The following is a 14,273-nucleotide window of genomic DNA, read 5'->3' as shown; positions in this document are numbered from 1 at the left end:
AGGTGTAGGCGCTCGAGGATGCATTGCTGACCGTCAAACTCCACTGCGAATCAAGCGTCGATGGAACCAGATCGGGATACATTGCCCCGAACAGCAACACGACGACGGCGGCGACCACCAAGGCACTGCACAGGAACGCCCATCCCTCGTGTCTGCGAGAAGACACCAATGCGACGGTGGCCAATTGCGCGACAACGGCGACGGCCAACACCAGCCAGGTCCACGCCTTGCCGTGAGCGAGTTGCGTCCATATCCCGAAACCGGCCACGAGTACGGTCACCGGCAGCGACAGCCAACCAGCGGCCCGCGATGCATCGTCGTGTACTGAGCCAGATGTCTTGAGCACGACGAAGACCGCGCCGTAGAGCAGGAACAGTCCGCAGGTGGTCAGGCCGCCCAGCAGTGTGTAGGCGCTCAGCACGTCGGTGACCGACAAGTTGACTTGGTGCTCGGCGTCGACCGGAAGGCCGCGGACCAAGACGGCGAAGGCGACCCCCCACAGCACCGCAGGCAACCAGGAACCCGCCGCGATACCGAAATCGGCCCAGCCCCGCCACTTTGGGTCGTCGATCTTGCCGCGCCATTCAATGGATACCGCGCGAACGATCATGCCGAACAAGATCGCCAGCAGCGGCAGGTACAGCGTCGAAAACACCGTGGCATACATGCCCGGGAAGGCGGCAAACATTGCGCCGCCGGCAGTGAGCAGCCATACCTCGTTGCCGTCCCACACCGGACCGATGGTGTTGAGCACCGCCCGGCGGCGGGGCTCCCGATCGCCCCCGCCCATCCGGGCTATCGGCTCCATCAGCATCCCCACGCCGAAATCGAAGCCCTCGAGGATGAGGAACCCGAGAAACAACACCCCAAGAACACCGAACCACACGTCGTGAAGCGCCACGGAAGGCTCCTCTCTGCCGAACGGCAGTCGTCAGTAGGCAAACGACAACGGCGCGACCTCGTCGGCACCCGGCGGTGCCGGCGGAGCAGGCTCCGCGTCGTGTTCTTGCGGTCCCTCCACGACATAGCGTTTCAACAGCCAGAACCAGATGACCGCCAACACCGCGTAGATCAGGGTGAATGTCGCGAGAGAGATGACCACCATCGCGGGCGCATGGTGGGACACCCCGTCGGCGACGACCAAGTGGACCTTCGGGTCGCCAGTCGGGTTCGGTACGACGATCCATGGCTGGCGACCCATCTCGGTGAAGATCCAGCCGGCACTGCAGGCCAGAATTGGCGTGGGCAGCGTCAGCAGCGCCACGCGGGAGAACCACCGCCCGTTGGGGATACGCCCCCCACGCGTCAGCCATAGTGCGGTAAGCGCAAACAACACCGGGAACAGCAGGAAGCCGATCATTGCGCGGAAGGACCAGTAGGTGACGAAAAGGTTCGGGCGGTAGTCGCCCGCACCGAAACGCTGTTGATCGTCGCGCTGAATGTCGCGCACGCCCTGCAGCGTGACGTCATGGAAGCGGCCCTTCGCCAAAAACGGCAGGACGTAAGGGACTTCGATGACGCGGGTGAGGCTGTCACAGTTGTTCTGCCTACCGACGGTCAAGATGGAGAACTCGGGATCCCTCTGGGTGTCGCACAACGATTCGGCAGACGCCATCTTCATCGGCTGCTGATGGAACATCAGCTTGCCCTGGGCGTCGCCGCTGAAAAAGATTGCGACGGTTGCGGCCAGCGCGACCCAGCATCCCAGGATGCTGGCCGGACGGTAGATGCTGCGGGCATCGCCGTTCTCGGTCTGGCTGTGCGAGCAAACCATCCACCAAGAACTCACCGCCGCGATGAATGTGCCACCGGTCAGCAACGAGGCGGTGACCGTGTGCCCGAAGGCCGCCAGGCCGGTGTTATTGCTGAACAACGTCGAGATACTTTCCAGCTCAGCGCGTTTGGTCGTCGGGTTGTAGTGAGCGCCAACTGGGTGCTGCATGAAGGAGTTGGCCGCGATGATGAAGAACGCCGACAAGTTCACCGCGACGGCGACGATCCAGATGCACGCGAGATGGACCAGCCGGGGGAGTCGACTCCAACCGAAGATCCACAAGCCGAGGAAGGTGGATTCGAAGAAGAACGCAGCCAGCCCTTCCATGGCCAGTGGAGCGCCGAACACGTCGCCGACGAAGCGCGAGTACTCGCTCCAGTTCATCCCGAACTGGAATTCCTGCACGATCCCGGTCGCGACGCCGATCGCGAAGTTGATCAGGAAGAGCTTTCCGAAGAACTTGGTAAGCCGGTACCAGGCAACGCTGTCGGTGACAACCCAGATGGTTTGCATGACGGCGATCAGCGGCGCCAGACCTATCGTGAGCGGCACGAAGATGAAGTGGTAGACGGTGGTGATACCGAACTGCCAACGTGATACGTCGACCACGTTCACTCAAGCACCTCCCGGCAACGGGGGATCGATACTACGACGCAGTGTAGTAGAGACTCACGATCGTGGCTATGGAGTTGTTTCGCCGGCGGACTGTCAGACCGCTTCCGCCGCTTTTGGTGGTTCGGCCGCCAGGGTCTTCTCCAGCCTCCTGGAGGCATTGCGGATCCCGACCGAGGACGCGATCTCGAAGGCCCCGATGACGATCAGCCAGATCGCGACGACCAATGTCAGGATCTCAATCGATTCCAGCGGAGACCCAAGCATCACAATGCCGGCCAGCAGGCTGACCAAACCCACGAAGATCTGCCATCCACGACCGGGCAGGTGAGGATCGCTGATGGCCGAGATCGACGTTGCCACACCACGAAAGATGAAGCCCACACCGATCCAGATGGCCAGTAGGAGAATCGCATAGCCCTCGCCGAAATGCCGAAAGCACAGCACCGCCAAAACTAGCGAAGCGGCGCCGCTGATGAACAAGAGCACTCGTCCGCCCGCGGAGACGTGCAGGCTGAACGCGAAGAAGACTTGCGCGGCACCGGTGACTAGTAGGTAGATACCGAAAAGGGCGGCGGCGATGACGATGGAATGTTCCGGCAGAACGTATACCAGGATGCCAAGGGTCAGCGACAAAATCCCGGATAGCAGGGTCGACTTCCACAGATGCGGCAACAGCTTTGGTACAGCGGTGGTTTCCATGCCCGAATATTCCCACAAACCGCCATCGCGGTGGGAGATTTACGAGAGCCGTCAGGCGCCGACCCGCTGAGGCGCCTTGGCTGCGACGTCGCCGGAACCGGTGTCCGGTTTGCGTCCGATGAGATACCAGGTACGCATCGGGCCTTTGCCCTTGACTTGGACGACGCCCCGCTCCTGGAGCACGAAGTCGTCTTTCAGCCGTCGATAGACTTCCTCGGGCACCTGGATCCGGCCGATTGAGTCGGTGGTCTCCATCCGGGATGCGACGTTCACCGCGTCGCCCCAGACGTCATAGAAGAACCGGCGCGAACCCACCACGCCCGCGACAACCGGACCGGCGGCAAGCCCGATCCGCAGCGGCAGCGCATCTCCGCGCGAATCCTTCAATAGGCCTGCGGCTTCGGCCATGTCGAGCGCAAGGGCTGCCAATGCCTCGACGTGATCAGCTCGCGGCTGAGGCACGCCGCTCACCACCATGTAAGAGTCGCCGCTGACCTTGATTTTCTCCAGACCGTGCTTGTCGACCAGCGCGTCGAAGTCGCCGTAAAGCCGGTCGAGGAAAAGGATTAGCTGATCCGGTTCCATTTCACTCGCGCGCTCGGTGAATCCGGCGATGTCGGCGAACAGCACTGAGGCGTCGTCGTACTTATCGGCAATGATGTTGCGCGCCGGGTCTTTTAGCCGGTCGGCGACGCTGGCCGGCAAGATGTTGGCCAGTAGTGCCTCGGATCGCTCGTACTCCAACTCCATAGCCGCTTCGGCGCGAACGATTTCGCGTACCGAGTACCAAACGGTCGTCACGACCATGACGCAAGACGAGATCGTGGTGACGACGAAGCTCAACGACAAGGCCCAGACCGGTTGTGCGCCGGTGTCGCGGGGGACCAGGAACTGCAACGTGATCACCATGCCGGCGGCGATGGCAGCCAGAATCGCGGCGAGAAAAATGCGATCGACCCCCAACTGCAGCACGATGAGGCAGGCCGCGACCAAGAAGTAGAACTGCAGTCCGGACCCGGTTCCAACGAACCAGCAGATGGTGAAGATCGACACGTAGGCCGTGCCGATGAAGGTCAACGGCGGGACCAGCTCACCGAAGCGGTGCAGCACCGGGATGGTGGCGTAGATCGCGGCGCCGACGATGTTGAGGACGCCGGTCCACCACAGCTGGGGCGATGCGATGACTTCGACTAACCCGAAGCCGGCGCTGACGAACACCGCCATTGACGCGGTGAGGTTCAGGATGCGTCGGCGACGCGCGATGCGATCGGAATACACCTGACTACGAGCACGTGGCTGTGCCCGCACTGCCTCTACGCAGTCCGGTGATCGCCGCGAACCTGCTGGTTGTTGGGCGGCGCACCGCTTAGCCACCACAGCAAAAGCCTAACGGCTGGATTGAACGCCGTGTGGTGCCCTCGGTGAGATTCGACTTAGGATTCGCCTCATGGCCGACGACGACGAACGCCTGCGACCTTGGCACTGGCCTGGAGGTTGGCTTCGCGACGAGGCGTTTTGGCGTCAAATCACGACCACGACGGTGTCTACGTTGATGACCGCCGGCGTTGCCTTTTTGGCCGCCCGGCTCGCGGGGGTTTTCGCGCAGGTGCCGTGGTCCACGGTCTGCAAAACGTTGTTGGCCGGGACCGTGCTCGTCCTGATACTTGGGCTGGTGGTGCTGTTTATTGAGTCAGGTTTCGCCACCGCTGAGCGTCGTATAGAGAATCGGCTGCTTCGCCGATCAAATGATCTGCGCGCAAATCTCGACGCGATTCGCAAGGAGCTTGACGAGATGCAAGCCACTAGCGGGCAAGACCCCTAACTGCGTCACGTCTTCGAAGCGAGTGTCGTCGGCTGGCGATTGGGGCGCCGCGCTAAGCGAATCTCACGAACTAGCGCCGGTATCGAAACAACTACGGTGAACGCGACACCCACGAACATGGCGCTCATCTCTTCACTCCCAACTCTCCGATAGCTTCGCCGACGATATGTCGCTTCGATGGTCAATCCCTGTGCGCCAGTGATGAGCGGGATAGGAAGAAAAAAGGAGAACGCCCGAAGGGGCGCAAAGAGAGGGCCGAGGGATCATGGAGCAGGGTTCACCACAAGATCCACGGTTGAACGCTCGACGAAGTTACTGCGGACGGGCGGAGTGATCAGGCGACGGTCTGGTCATGATGTCGTCGGTGGAGCACCGGCGGTCGCGGTGTGAGCAACCGCGCCGAGAACTCTCATCAGCCCAGCCGACAACGCGAACGGGCGATGAAACGCTTCAAATCGTCGCGGCTTGCGCAACGGTTCCTGTCCGCCTTCAGCGGCATCTCCGCACACCTCCGGCCGCGACGGCATCTGCTCAGCGCGACCGAATGGCGAACCGAGATGGCCGACCGCTTCGCGGTCTGGCGCCAGGTCACCGCGCCCGATGCTGCCGCCTGAAATTGAACGACCCAACGGTGTTCCGTCGCGACTGCTTCAACCCAACTGCGCCACCACACTTTTCAATCAACGTGACAATGCCGTTCCGCCGTCGGGCTGCGGATCGGGTTCCAGGCCTCAAGGGTCACCGGCCGACGCGCGGGTCACCGATGAACTGGCGGATGTAGTCGTGGAACAGGACCTCCTGGTGGTCGCCGTACCCCACCCGGCCTTCGCATTCCCAGCAGACCAGGCAGATCACGGTCTCGAAGTTGTGCCACGTCCGCCAGTTCGACGCCGCGGTCACGGTGCCCCGGATCTCGTAGCTGCATCCTTTCGCGTCGGTGACGGTCATCTCGACGCCCTCCGGGAACAGCGTCTGTCGGTTACGGATGGTCCGTTTGATTGTCGACACTACCGGCGCCAGCTCGCCGTCCTTGAGAATCCAGCCGCCCCTGGTCGGATCGGCGCCGGGGATCTTCATGACGCCCTTCCACTCTGGGTCGGTCTCCTCGGAGTCGAAAGCGCTTGCTCCGAAGGCGAAGTCGTCGCCGAACACGCACGTCATCCAGCCCATCGGTGGGGCGTCGACGTGCACCTCGCGCCGGGCCTGGCCCCACGAGCGGTCGCGCACCGTGAAGGCGTCGACGGCGTGTTCGGTGCCGCCGAACGTCACTGTGCCGCTGGTCTTCATGCCCTGCTCGAAGTGCATGCCGGTGCTCAGCACCATCGGGTCCATCATCGCGGTGAAGTCGACGTCGATGGCATTGCCCCGGTATGGGTCGGAGTAGCGCATCCGCAGCTTTTTCAGTGGTTCGATCAGCTTCACCCCGTAGCTGTTGGGCAGCTCGTAGTCGTGCAGGTCGTTGGCCAGGCAATTGTCGTCGACGTAGGTCAGAAAGTCGAAGATCTCACACGCCAGGCTGTTGGACTTCACGCCCTGCCAGGCCCATACACCCCCGGTGACCACGCCGAGGTTGGGGTGATGCCAGATGTAGCACAGCGCGTGGATGTCCTTCTCCGGGATGTTGAACCCGAGGTACTGGGTCTCGGTGAGCTCGGGGTTGCTGTCGCGCTCAGGAAACTCGGGATGAAGCAAGTCGAGGTCCGGCGTGACCGTTCCGAAGTCGGTGTTCTTCTGTTCCCAGAACGCCTTCTTGGTGTCGACAGTCATAAGGGTTCTCCTGTGGCGGTAGTGGTTGCATCGCACCCTGAGGTGCCGGCGGCGGCGCGTTCAGTGATCTGGATGGTGCCGGCGGTCCCGTCGATCTTCACGCGGTCGCCGGTACGGAGTGCACTGGTGCCCGTGCGGGTGTTGACGATGCACGGAATGTCCATTTCCCGCGCGACGACGGCGGCGTGACTGAGGGCTCCACCGATGTCGACGATCAGCCCTGCCGAGATGAACAGCAGAGACGACCAGCTGGGATCGGTGAACGGGGCAACGAGGATCTCATCGGGCCTGATGCCTTCCTCGTCGGGTGAGAGGACGACACGGACAATGCCTTCGACGACTCCGGCGCTGACCCCGACACCGATGAGCCCGTCGGTGTCAGTCTCGCTGTCGGAGTGGGTATTGGCGGTGCAAACCGCCTGCGGGGCGGGCTGCCCCGTCCATTCCGATGGTGTGGCCAGCCCCTGATAGGCCGTACGGCGTTCCCGTCGCAGCGCGACCATGGCCCTCGGGTCGGCCGGCAGATGCCCTGTCAACTCCTCGACGGTGAAGTAGAAGATATCCTCAGGGCTGTCGATCGTGCCCTCAGCGCAGTAGAATTCCGCGATTCTGGCCGCCGCCGCGCGGCCGATGTCGAACGCCTGTAGGAACGATCGTTTGGCGACCCCGCGCAGCGGGATCCTGCTGGCGCCCAACCTCAGCAGCAGCCGCGCTAGAGGTCGCTTCGCGCTGGGCAGCGCCGCGAGAAATCGCTGTTGAAGACGGGCCCGGTCGGCGGTGTGTTGACGTTCACGCAGGCTGGGGTCAGCGGCATCATCCCGCCCCGAGTACTCGTCGATGAGGCGTCGCAACGGGACCGGATTCTGCCGCCAGATCTTGCTCGACAACTCGCCCTCGCCGGGTCCGTGGAAGCCGTGTCGGCGCTGCACCTCCTCGATGCCGAGTCGTCCGCGGGATGCCTCCCAGATGTCGGAGACCATCTGGAGCTCCGCGCCGCCGCCCATCGCGGTGAGTGAGTTGCCGTCGAAGCCAACCGTCTCGGCGAGCTTAATGATGCCCGTGAAGAGGGGTTGGATCACCGAGAGGGTGCCGATGACCTGCACGACGAGAGCCTGCTCGAGATGTTCGCGGGCCTCAAGTAGCAATGCCCGTGCGCTGTCGAGATCGAGCCGTCCGGCGCTCGCTATCTGGGCCTGGTACCACCGATCTTGCCTGTCGGCGAACGCCCGCATCTTCCTGGGCGTGGTGAGGAACGTGAGGGGGAACCGCCACGCGATCATCGGGTAGCGGCGACGGCTCGGGGCGAACGACATGTCGTCAGGCACGCGTCCGAACAAACTGCGGACGGTCTCCTGGCCGCTGGTTCCCGGCATCCGATCACCGAGCTCGGCGAAGAATTCGACTTCGATTGCAGGACGCCCGAAGAAGATTCGCGTCGAGCGGTCGTTGACCCTCGCCGCGACCCGGCGTTCGTCCTGGGTGAAGGCACCGATCTGGTAGGCCGCCTCCCGAGGGGCGCGTTCGATAGCCGCCGCCCACATCGTCCAGCTCAGCGGGGTCAGCACACCAGGCATCGCTTCACCCAGGTTGGAGGTGGTCCAATGCGACTGCGGCCCACTTGTACTGTGCAGCGGATCCCACTCGTCACCGTTGTCGACGGGCGGCGATCCGGCCTCTACCGTGTCGGGTTTCTGGCTCCACACTGTCTCCGGTCGGGCCTGCAGGAGGTGGATCTGACGGCTGCCTGTCTGACCCGCGATCGCCCACTCGATGTCCATGGGTGCCTCGAAATATTTCTCGATTCGCCTGCCGAGATCAGCAAGGGCGATGACTTCCTGTTCGCTCAGTGCAGGTTGTTGTTGCTGCCGGGCGGGGACATCGGCCAGGCAGACTATGCCGCGGGCGGGATCGAAACGATGCGCCTGCCGTTTAGGCTCGATCTGTTCCTTGCTCACCGTCAGGGAGTTCTTGCTCACCCAGAAGCGGTCAGAGCCGACATCGCCTCGCACCACGCCTTCACCGAGCCCGTAGGCGGCTTCGATGTAGATCTGCGAACGGTCGCCGCCCACGGGCTCCAGGGTCATCATCACCCCCGCAGACTCAGCCGGAACCATTTGCTGCACAACGACACCCATCGCGATATCGTCCCCCGGGACACCGTTGCGTGCCCGGTACCCTATCGCGCGGGGGGTGAACAGACTGGCCCAGCACCGTACGACGTGTTCACGGACCGCGTCTGCACCTTGGATCCACAGATAAGTGTCCTGCTGTCCGGCGAACGACGCTTCGGGCAAATCTTCGGCGGTGGCACTGGATCGCACCGCGACCGGCAAGTCGTGACCGTCGCCCAGGCGTGCGTAAGCCTCGTCGATCTCGGCCGCGACGTCGGGCGACAGCACCAGATCCGCTAGTAGCACCCCGATCCGGCGCGCTACGTCGCGCTCGTCACCTTTATATGCGTCGTCGAGCAATTGTGTGATCTGGTCCTGCAGCCTGCTTGCCCGCATGCAACGTCGATAGGCATCCGTGGTGATCGCGAAACCAGGTGGGACGGGAAGCCTCTCGTGCAGCAGCGAACCGAGGCCGATGGCCTTACCGCCCACCTGCGCAGCCTGCTCTTTCGTGCAGCCACCGAGGTCAAGGACGAAGTGCATGGACACTCCTCTGCGCGCGGGTCGAACTGGGGCCGAGCATGTTTGGACAGGCTGCTTAGACTCTGGTGGCCGAGGCGCCTAGGTCGTGGTGCGGGTGGGTGAGTGCTCAATTCACACTCTCGTGCCACTCGGCGTCCCATGGCTGGCCGTGCCAGCGGGGACGACCTGTTCGGTCGGGATCTCAGCAGCGCGTGCGTCCCGACGCACCGACTGCAGGGCCGGCACGGTGAGCCCGACGACCCAGATGAAGAAGATGAAGACCGGGATGTAGAAGGCGATAGCACCGTTCCACGCCATCGGGCCGGTCTTGAAGAAGAAGATCAGGCAGGCGGGTATGAACAGCAGCCCGGTCCACACTGCGAGGTAACCGGTCCAGCGGGGTAGGCCGGGCTCACGCCGGTCGTCGCGGAAGATGGCAACGGCCTGCGCGAAGCACCAGATGGTGAAGGACGGCCACGGAGCCAGAAAGGTGAACCATCCCAGGTCATGGAGGGCGCGGATGATGTGCGGGTCGGTGTCATCCAACCGGTAGGCCGTCGCCTCGAAGATCCAGCATGCGCCCTGGCCGATGAGCGAGCCGATGGCGACGCTGCCGAGTTGGACGTAGGTCAGCAACGGTAGACGTTCCTCGGTGGCGTGCACTCGGCCGGCAATTCCCATCGCCCAGGTGACCATCATCGCAAACGCGAACATGGTGATGACCATGCCAATCCTGAAATCGGTGAGGTTGGCGCGCAGTCGAGCCACCAGGTCCTCGGGCGATAACTGCGGAGAGGGCGGCGGCAGATATTCAGCGAGGTACATGAACCCTAGGGCGAACAGGACCAGCATCAGCGGGCCTGTCCAGATCAGCAATTGCTGGATTCTGGTGTCTGTGGCTTTCATTGGGGCCACGGTTTCCTCCGCGTTCCGACAAAGCTCGATAGTGGTGCAGCTGCTTCCTTAGCTGATGAAAGAAGCTACGCGACACTCGGCTCTTCAGTCAAGCGATTGCTTCACTAATGAGGATGCGATCGCTTCACTGATAGCCTGCATGTCGTGAATCAGGCAAGCACTAACAGCGCGGTGGCGAGAACCACCCGACGCAAAGGTTCTGAGATCCGTTCCCTGATTCTGGAGTCCGCCCGGGACTTGTTCGCCACACACGGCTACCGCAAGACGACCTCCCGTGAGATCGCCGCAGCAGCCGGAGTCTCCGAGCGGCTCATTTACTTCCACTTCGTCAGCAAGCCGAACCTGTTCGAGCAGGCTGTGGTCGCTCCTTTCACCGCGTTCATGGAGGCGTTCATCGAGGACTGGCGCGGCTACGCTGATACGCCGCACGACCTTGAGTACGTCGCCCGACGGTGGATTGGTGGCATGTACAACCTGTTGCGTCAGCACCGGCGGCTGGTCCTGGCCCTGCTGACCGCCGACGCGTACGAAGGAGAGGTTGCCGGCAGCCTCAGCGGTAAGGAATCGCCGATCGCGGCGATCCACTCACTCACCGAACAGATTATGTCCGCGGAGTTTGAGAAACGCGGCTACGAAGGAGTCGATCTGCGACTCACCGTGCGGCTGCCGTTCGCCACCCTGCTCGCGACGGCGGTGTTCGACGGTCCAGTATTCGCCGGGATCGGGCGCAGGCCCAGCCGCGACACAATCGTCGAGGAAATGACCTCGCTCATCGTCTACGGTGCCACCGGCCGTACGCAGACGACGCCAGTTGCGCCGATACAAAGCTAGAGCGCCACGACCGCGTCCAGCGGGGCAGTGATATTCAGGTTTCGATCGCGCCAGTAAAGCGTCCCACACCGTTAACGCAAGCGCCTTGGCGACTTGCTTCGGATCAGTCAGGTCTCCTTAAGGGCCGTTGTCTTTGAGTTGTCTGCCGCCCAACGGGATGTTGGCCGAGAAATGGAATACTGTTTCGACAGTTAACTATTCATTAGGTAAATGATTCCATTATTGAATCATTAACTCAGTTGGCACAATCGCCTGTAAAGGCTATAAAAATATTTCGAGGAGAGCCAATTGACAGATGCTAAGTGATGACTAATACTCGACTGTGCAGAAGCTGAGAGCACCCTGATAACGTATCGATGGTACGCACTCGATCACCCGATACGGCCTTGTTCAGAACGGGGAGAGGAACTCCGAATGAACCACGCCAAGGCTGTTGGACGGCTCTCCATTCTGGCCGTCGGACTGGGCATCGGCATCGGTGCGGCCGCGACCGCCGCCGCTGCGCCGACAATGCCGGTCGACCCGGTTCCGGTGGTCCCGGATCTGCCCCTCCCCGCCGCCGACATCCCAGGGCTCGACCTGTCCATCTCGTTCGACGGGATCTCGCTGTTTCAGTCGGGCGCCGCGTTAGCCCAAACGGGCACCGGCGACTTCGCCATCGCGTTCGGCGACGACAGCGTCGCCCAAGCCGGCACCGGCTTGGCTGGCGCCGGAACATCCGACACCGCCATGGCCTTCGGCACCGACAGCGGGGCCTTGTCCGGCAACGGCAACCTCGACACCTCCATCTCCAGCGGCGTGGCCAGCTTCGCGGAGGCCGGCGGCGGCGACAGCAGCTCCCTTGCCGGCAACGGCGACTTCGCCTTGTACTGGGGGCCCGCCCCAAGTCTCGACGACGGAGCCATCGCCGGCTGGCTCGGAGGCGACGACACGGGCAGCAATGACGTCGCCGCGGTCTTCGACCCGTCTGGCACTGCGGGCAGCCTCGCCGTCGCTGGCGACGGCGGGAATTTCGACCTCGGCGCCGTCTTCGGCGACGCCCTCAGCTCGACCGCCGCTACCGGCGGCAACTTCCTGATCGATATCCAGCCACCCCTGTAAAGCTGGATGCCGTCCTCGGCTGCGCGCATCCATCGTTGCTGGGCGCGGCAAGGCGGCAAGAACACTTTTGCTGGAGTTTGCTGGTTTGCTTTGGCCGGGCCATTATTTTCCAAAACGCGCTTTGCCCCGAGAGCCGCCCGAAGGGTCGCTGACCCGGCGCGCGCCGGCGATTGAAAGCCCACCCCCACTTCCCTTGCGGCGCATCGAGTAAATCAGCTGTGCTGCAACAGATTTAAGTCTTTGTTAGTCGTGGTTGGTTTGGATCGCTGCCTGACCTCCTGCGGGCTGGCGACCAGCGCGCAGTGGTAGGTGACTTGCGGATGCCACTAGGGCGGCGGCGGACGACACGCTCGTCGTCTCCGACTATCCGCCGGACCGGCATGGCTGAGTTGGCGTGGTCGCGGCAGACTGATGGCACCATCAACGTCGACAACTAAGGAAAGGCGTCACATGTCGTCACCTGGCTGGCTGGCCGCACTCACCATCCCGATAATCGCTAGCGCTGCCCTGGTTTCCAGTGCTGCGGTTGCAAGTGCCAATCCGACTGATGACGCATACCTCGATCAACTACGAGGCGCCGGTCTCACGTGGCCGGCCGGCGACGACGATGCGCTCATCGGGATGGCGTACCTCATCTGCAACGATCTCGAATTTAATTGGACGCCACAACATATTGCCAACAGCATCCACGCCAACATGGACCCGGACAACATCCAGGTGCACGATGTCGGAGCCATGGTCAATATCGCGCATGCGACCTATTGCCCCAACGCTGGTTACAACGCCGGCGTCGGCGGCGGCGGCGGCGGTGGTGGCGGCGGCTAGGGCTGCCGGCGGCTACCTGACGCGCGCCGGCTGTCTTAGCGTCCTGCGGGCTGTGTGCGGGCTGGGACACACTCACCCAAAATGTGTTCCGCTTTGCGGGCCTCTGAACTGCGGTTTGAGTGCCCTCGGTGAGATTCGAACTCTATTCCAGGGCGTGTTCACAGGTCCAGAACCCCGTCTAGCAGCGAAAAGCCATCACTGTAGTTCACGGGAGTTATCTGTAACTGTGGGCAAATTGTGGGCACGGAGTGGGCACGACAACGGTAATCACTAGACGCGGTGCTGTGATTACGCTGCGTCATCCACGAAGCGATGGGCCGTACAGATACCTCTACGGCACCCTTACCGCTAACCCATAACCAAAAGGCCCCGGCGACGGCAGGCACCGCCCCGGGGTATGGCCGAACTGAAAAGGAGTTCGACAATGCCTGAGATTACTCACACCACCACAACCCACCCTGACGTCCCGCTGCCCGACGACGTCGAGTTCTATGAGGACGAATGGCACGAGTCGCCCAACGGTGCGGGGCATTACCGCCGGTTCGCGGCGAAGAAGTTCCCTGTGTTCGACTGGCTGACCGTGCACACCGGCGGCACCCAGTTCGTGCAGGACGACGCCGGAGTGTTCGTCGTCCGCGATGTGCGCGTCCTCGGCAGGTCATTGGACCCTTCGCATGCGCTGGCGCTGGCTGAAGCACTCCTCGAAGCCGCGGTCTACGCCAGCGGGCTGGAGCGCGACAAGTGATGACCGTGTTTTGGATCGTCGCCGCTGTCGTCATAGCAGCCAGCTTCATCGACCTAGGCATCGGAGTCGTCGCCACTTTGGTGTCCGACGTGTGGCACGCATTGCGGCGCCTAGTGCGGAGGCTAGCGGGAACCGATCGGACCTAACCGCCGTCTGAACAGTTATCGAGCCGCCTCTGACTCTCCCAGGGGCGGCTCGATCTTTTTGGCTACGCGGTCCCCGACTGACTCGTACCGATAGAGCTCATGTAGCTGCTTTGGTCACCGCCGCTCGGGCCGCCGACAACACTGACGTGCATCGGATCATTCGGGGTGCCCTGCGGTGATGGTTGACCACCGAGCGCGCCACTCGGCTGCGCAGCCTGCCCCACCTGGCCCGCCGAACCACTACCCTGCTGAGGTGTTAACGGCGCCTGCGTGTTGGCAGCAGTATTAATTAGATTTGTGACATTTCCGATCTCGCCGCCGATCAGCTTCTGTGACCAGTTCTGGAAGTTCTCGCCGCCGACCGCGAACTCCTGCTGCGGCGCTGAGGCTAGGTCGGCGC

The 14,273-nt window shown here is 62.7% G+C and carries 13 protein-coding genes and 1 pseudogene; 6 read left to right on the top strand and 8 right to left on the bottom strand.

Annotated features, from left to right (window positions below):
- The 4 genes from cydB to WAN02_RS33695 form a co-directional block, all read right to left on the bottom strand.
- A partial coding sequence (cydB, locus tag WAN02_RS33710; RefSeq protein ID WP_422269695.1) for a cytochrome d ubiquinol oxidase subunit II occupies nucleotides 1-901 on the bottom strand: 901 nt, incomplete at its 3' end.
- A 30-nt stretch (nucleotides 902-931) separates the two neighbouring features.
- Nucleotides 932-2,389 carry a cytochrome ubiquinol oxidase subunit I gene (locus WAN02_RS33705; RefSeq protein ID WP_422269694.1) on the bottom strand — a complete coding sequence of 486 codons (1,458 nt, stop codon included), beginning with the start codon at nucleotides 2,387-2,389 and terminating at the stop codon, nucleotides 932-934.
- A gap of 93 nt (nucleotides 2,390-2,482) precedes the next feature.
- Nucleotides 2,483-3,088: an HdeD family acid-resistance protein gene (locus WAN02_RS33700; RefSeq protein ID WP_422269693.1), complete on the bottom strand. Its 606-nt coding sequence runs from the start codon at nucleotides 3,086-3,088 to the stop codon at nucleotides 2,483-2,485.
- Between the two features lie 51 nt (nucleotides 3,089-3,139).
- Nucleotides 3,140-4,465 carry an adenylate/guanylate cyclase domain-containing protein gene (locus tag WAN02_RS33695; protein WP_422269692.1) on the bottom strand — a complete coding sequence of 442 codons (1,326 nt, stop codon included), beginning with the start codon at nucleotides 4,463-4,465 and terminating at the stop codon, nucleotides 3,140-3,142.
- A gap of 70 nt (nucleotides 4,466-4,535) precedes the next feature.
- Between WAN02_RS33695 and WAN02_RS33690 the strand changes: the two genes are divergently transcribed.
- Together WAN02_RS33690 and WAN02_RS33685 are read left to right on the top strand one after the other, a co-directional pair.
- Nucleotides 4,536-4,910 carry a hypothetical protein gene (locus WAN02_RS33690; protein ID WP_422269691.1) on the top strand — a complete coding sequence of 125 codons (375 nt, stop codon included), beginning with the start codon at nucleotides 4,536-4,538 and terminating at the stop codon, nucleotides 4,908-4,910.
- Nucleotides 4,911-5,262: 352 nt separating this feature from the next.
- Nucleotides 5,263-5,524 (top strand): annotated as a pseudogene (locus WAN02_RS33685) (DDE-type integrase/transposase/recombinase); the annotation flags it as partial.
- 124 nt (nucleotides 5,525-5,648) lie between these two features.
- On the opposite strand, the gene WAN02_RS33680 reads toward WAN02_RS33685, so the two are convergent.
- The 3 genes from WAN02_RS33680 to WAN02_RS33670 form a co-directional block, all read right to left on the bottom strand.
- A complete protein-coding gene (locus tag WAN02_RS33680; RefSeq protein WP_422269690.1) occupies nucleotides 5,649-6,677 on the bottom strand; it encodes a DUF7064 domain-containing protein in 1,029 nt (342 codons plus the stop codon).
- Entirely contained in the window at nucleotides 6,674-9,331 is a 2,658-nt protein-coding gene (locus WAN02_RS33675) for a PEP/pyruvate-binding domain-containing protein (RefSeq protein ID WP_422269689.1), read from the bottom strand. The genes WAN02_RS33680 and WAN02_RS33675 overlap by 4 nt, the downstream gene beginning before the upstream one ends.
- A gap of 111 nt (nucleotides 9,332-9,442) precedes the next feature.
- A complete protein-coding gene (locus WAN02_RS33670; protein ID WP_422269688.1) occupies nucleotides 9,443-10,216 on the bottom strand; it encodes a hypothetical protein in 774 nt (257 codons plus the stop codon).
- A gap of 153 nt (nucleotides 10,217-10,369) precedes the next feature.
- Here WAN02_RS33670 and WAN02_RS33665 point away from each other — a divergent pair, with 153 nt between their 5' ends.
- The 4 genes from WAN02_RS33665 to WAN02_RS33650 all read left to right on the top strand — a co-directional run bounded on the left by WAN02_RS33665 (nucleotide 10,370) and on the right by WAN02_RS33650 (nucleotide 13,727).
- Complete coding sequence (locus WAN02_RS33665) at nucleotides 10,370-11,056, top strand: TetR/AcrR family transcriptional regulator (RefSeq protein ID WP_422269687.1); 687 nt, start codon at nucleotides 10,370-10,372, stop codon at nucleotides 11,054-11,056.
- Between the two features lie 414 nt (nucleotides 11,057-11,470).
- Nucleotides 11,471-12,157 carry a hypothetical protein gene (locus tag WAN02_RS33660; protein WP_422269686.1) on the top strand — a complete coding sequence of 229 codons (687 nt, stop codon included), beginning with the start codon at nucleotides 11,471-11,473 and terminating at the stop codon, nucleotides 12,155-12,157.
- A gap of 450 nt (nucleotides 12,158-12,607) precedes the next feature.
- Nucleotides 12,608-12,982 carry a DUF732 domain-containing protein gene (locus WAN02_RS33655; RefSeq protein WP_422269685.1) on the top strand — a complete coding sequence of 125 codons (375 nt, stop codon included), beginning with the start codon at nucleotides 12,608-12,610 and terminating at the stop codon, nucleotides 12,980-12,982.
- A 424-nt stretch (nucleotides 12,983-13,406) separates the two neighbouring features.
- Nucleotides 13,407-13,727 carry a hypothetical protein gene (locus WAN02_RS33650; RefSeq protein ID WP_422269684.1) on the top strand — a complete coding sequence of 107 codons (321 nt, stop codon included), beginning with the start codon at nucleotides 13,407-13,409 and terminating at the stop codon, nucleotides 13,725-13,727.
- A 208-nt stretch (nucleotides 13,728-13,935) separates the two neighbouring features.
- Here WAN02_RS33650 and WAN02_RS33645 read toward each other — a convergent pair.
- Nucleotides 13,936-14,273, bottom strand: a 338-nt coding sequence (locus tag WAN02_RS33645) for a hypothetical protein (protein WP_422269683.1), incomplete at its 5' end; no start/stop codon positions are given.

Source organism: Mycobacterium sp. (genome assembly GCF_049281135.1).
In the GTDB taxonomy this organism is placed as follows: Bacteria; Actinomycetota; Actinomycetes; order Mycobacteriales; family Mycobacteriaceae; genus Mycobacterium.
This window is presented reverse-complemented; position numbering and strand designations above follow the sequence as displayed.

Coding starts and splice junctions, on each gene's coding strand:
- WAN02_RS33700 (WP_422269693.1), bottom strand. CDS start 3,088: ATGGAAACCACCGCTGTACCAAAGCTGTTGCCGCATCTGTGGAAGTCG.
- WAN02_RS33690 (WP_422269691.1), top strand. CDS start 4,536: ATGGCCGACGACGACGAACGCCTGCGACCTTGGCACTGGCCTGGAGGT.
- WAN02_RS33680 (WP_422269690.1), bottom strand. CDS start 6,677: ATGACTGTCGACACCAAGAAGGCGTTCTGGGAACAGAAGAACACCGAC.
- WAN02_RS33675 (WP_422269689.1), bottom strand. CDS start 9,331: ATGCACTTCGTCCTTGACCTCGGTGGCTGCACGAAAGAGCAGGCTGCG.
- WAN02_RS33670 (WP_422269688.1), bottom strand. CDS start 10,216: ATGAAAGCCACAGACACCAGAATCCAGCAATTGCTGATCTGGACAGGC.
- WAN02_RS33660 (WP_422269686.1), top strand. CDS start 11,471: ATGAACCACGCCAAGGCTGTTGGACGGCTCTCCATTCTGGCCGTCGGA.
- WAN02_RS33655 (WP_422269685.1), top strand. CDS start 12,608: ATGTCGTCACCTGGCTGGCTGGCCGCACTCACCATCCCGATAATCGCT.
- WAN02_RS33650 (WP_422269684.1), top strand. CDS start 13,407: ATGCCTGAGATTACTCACACCACCACAACCCACCCTGACGTCCCGCTG.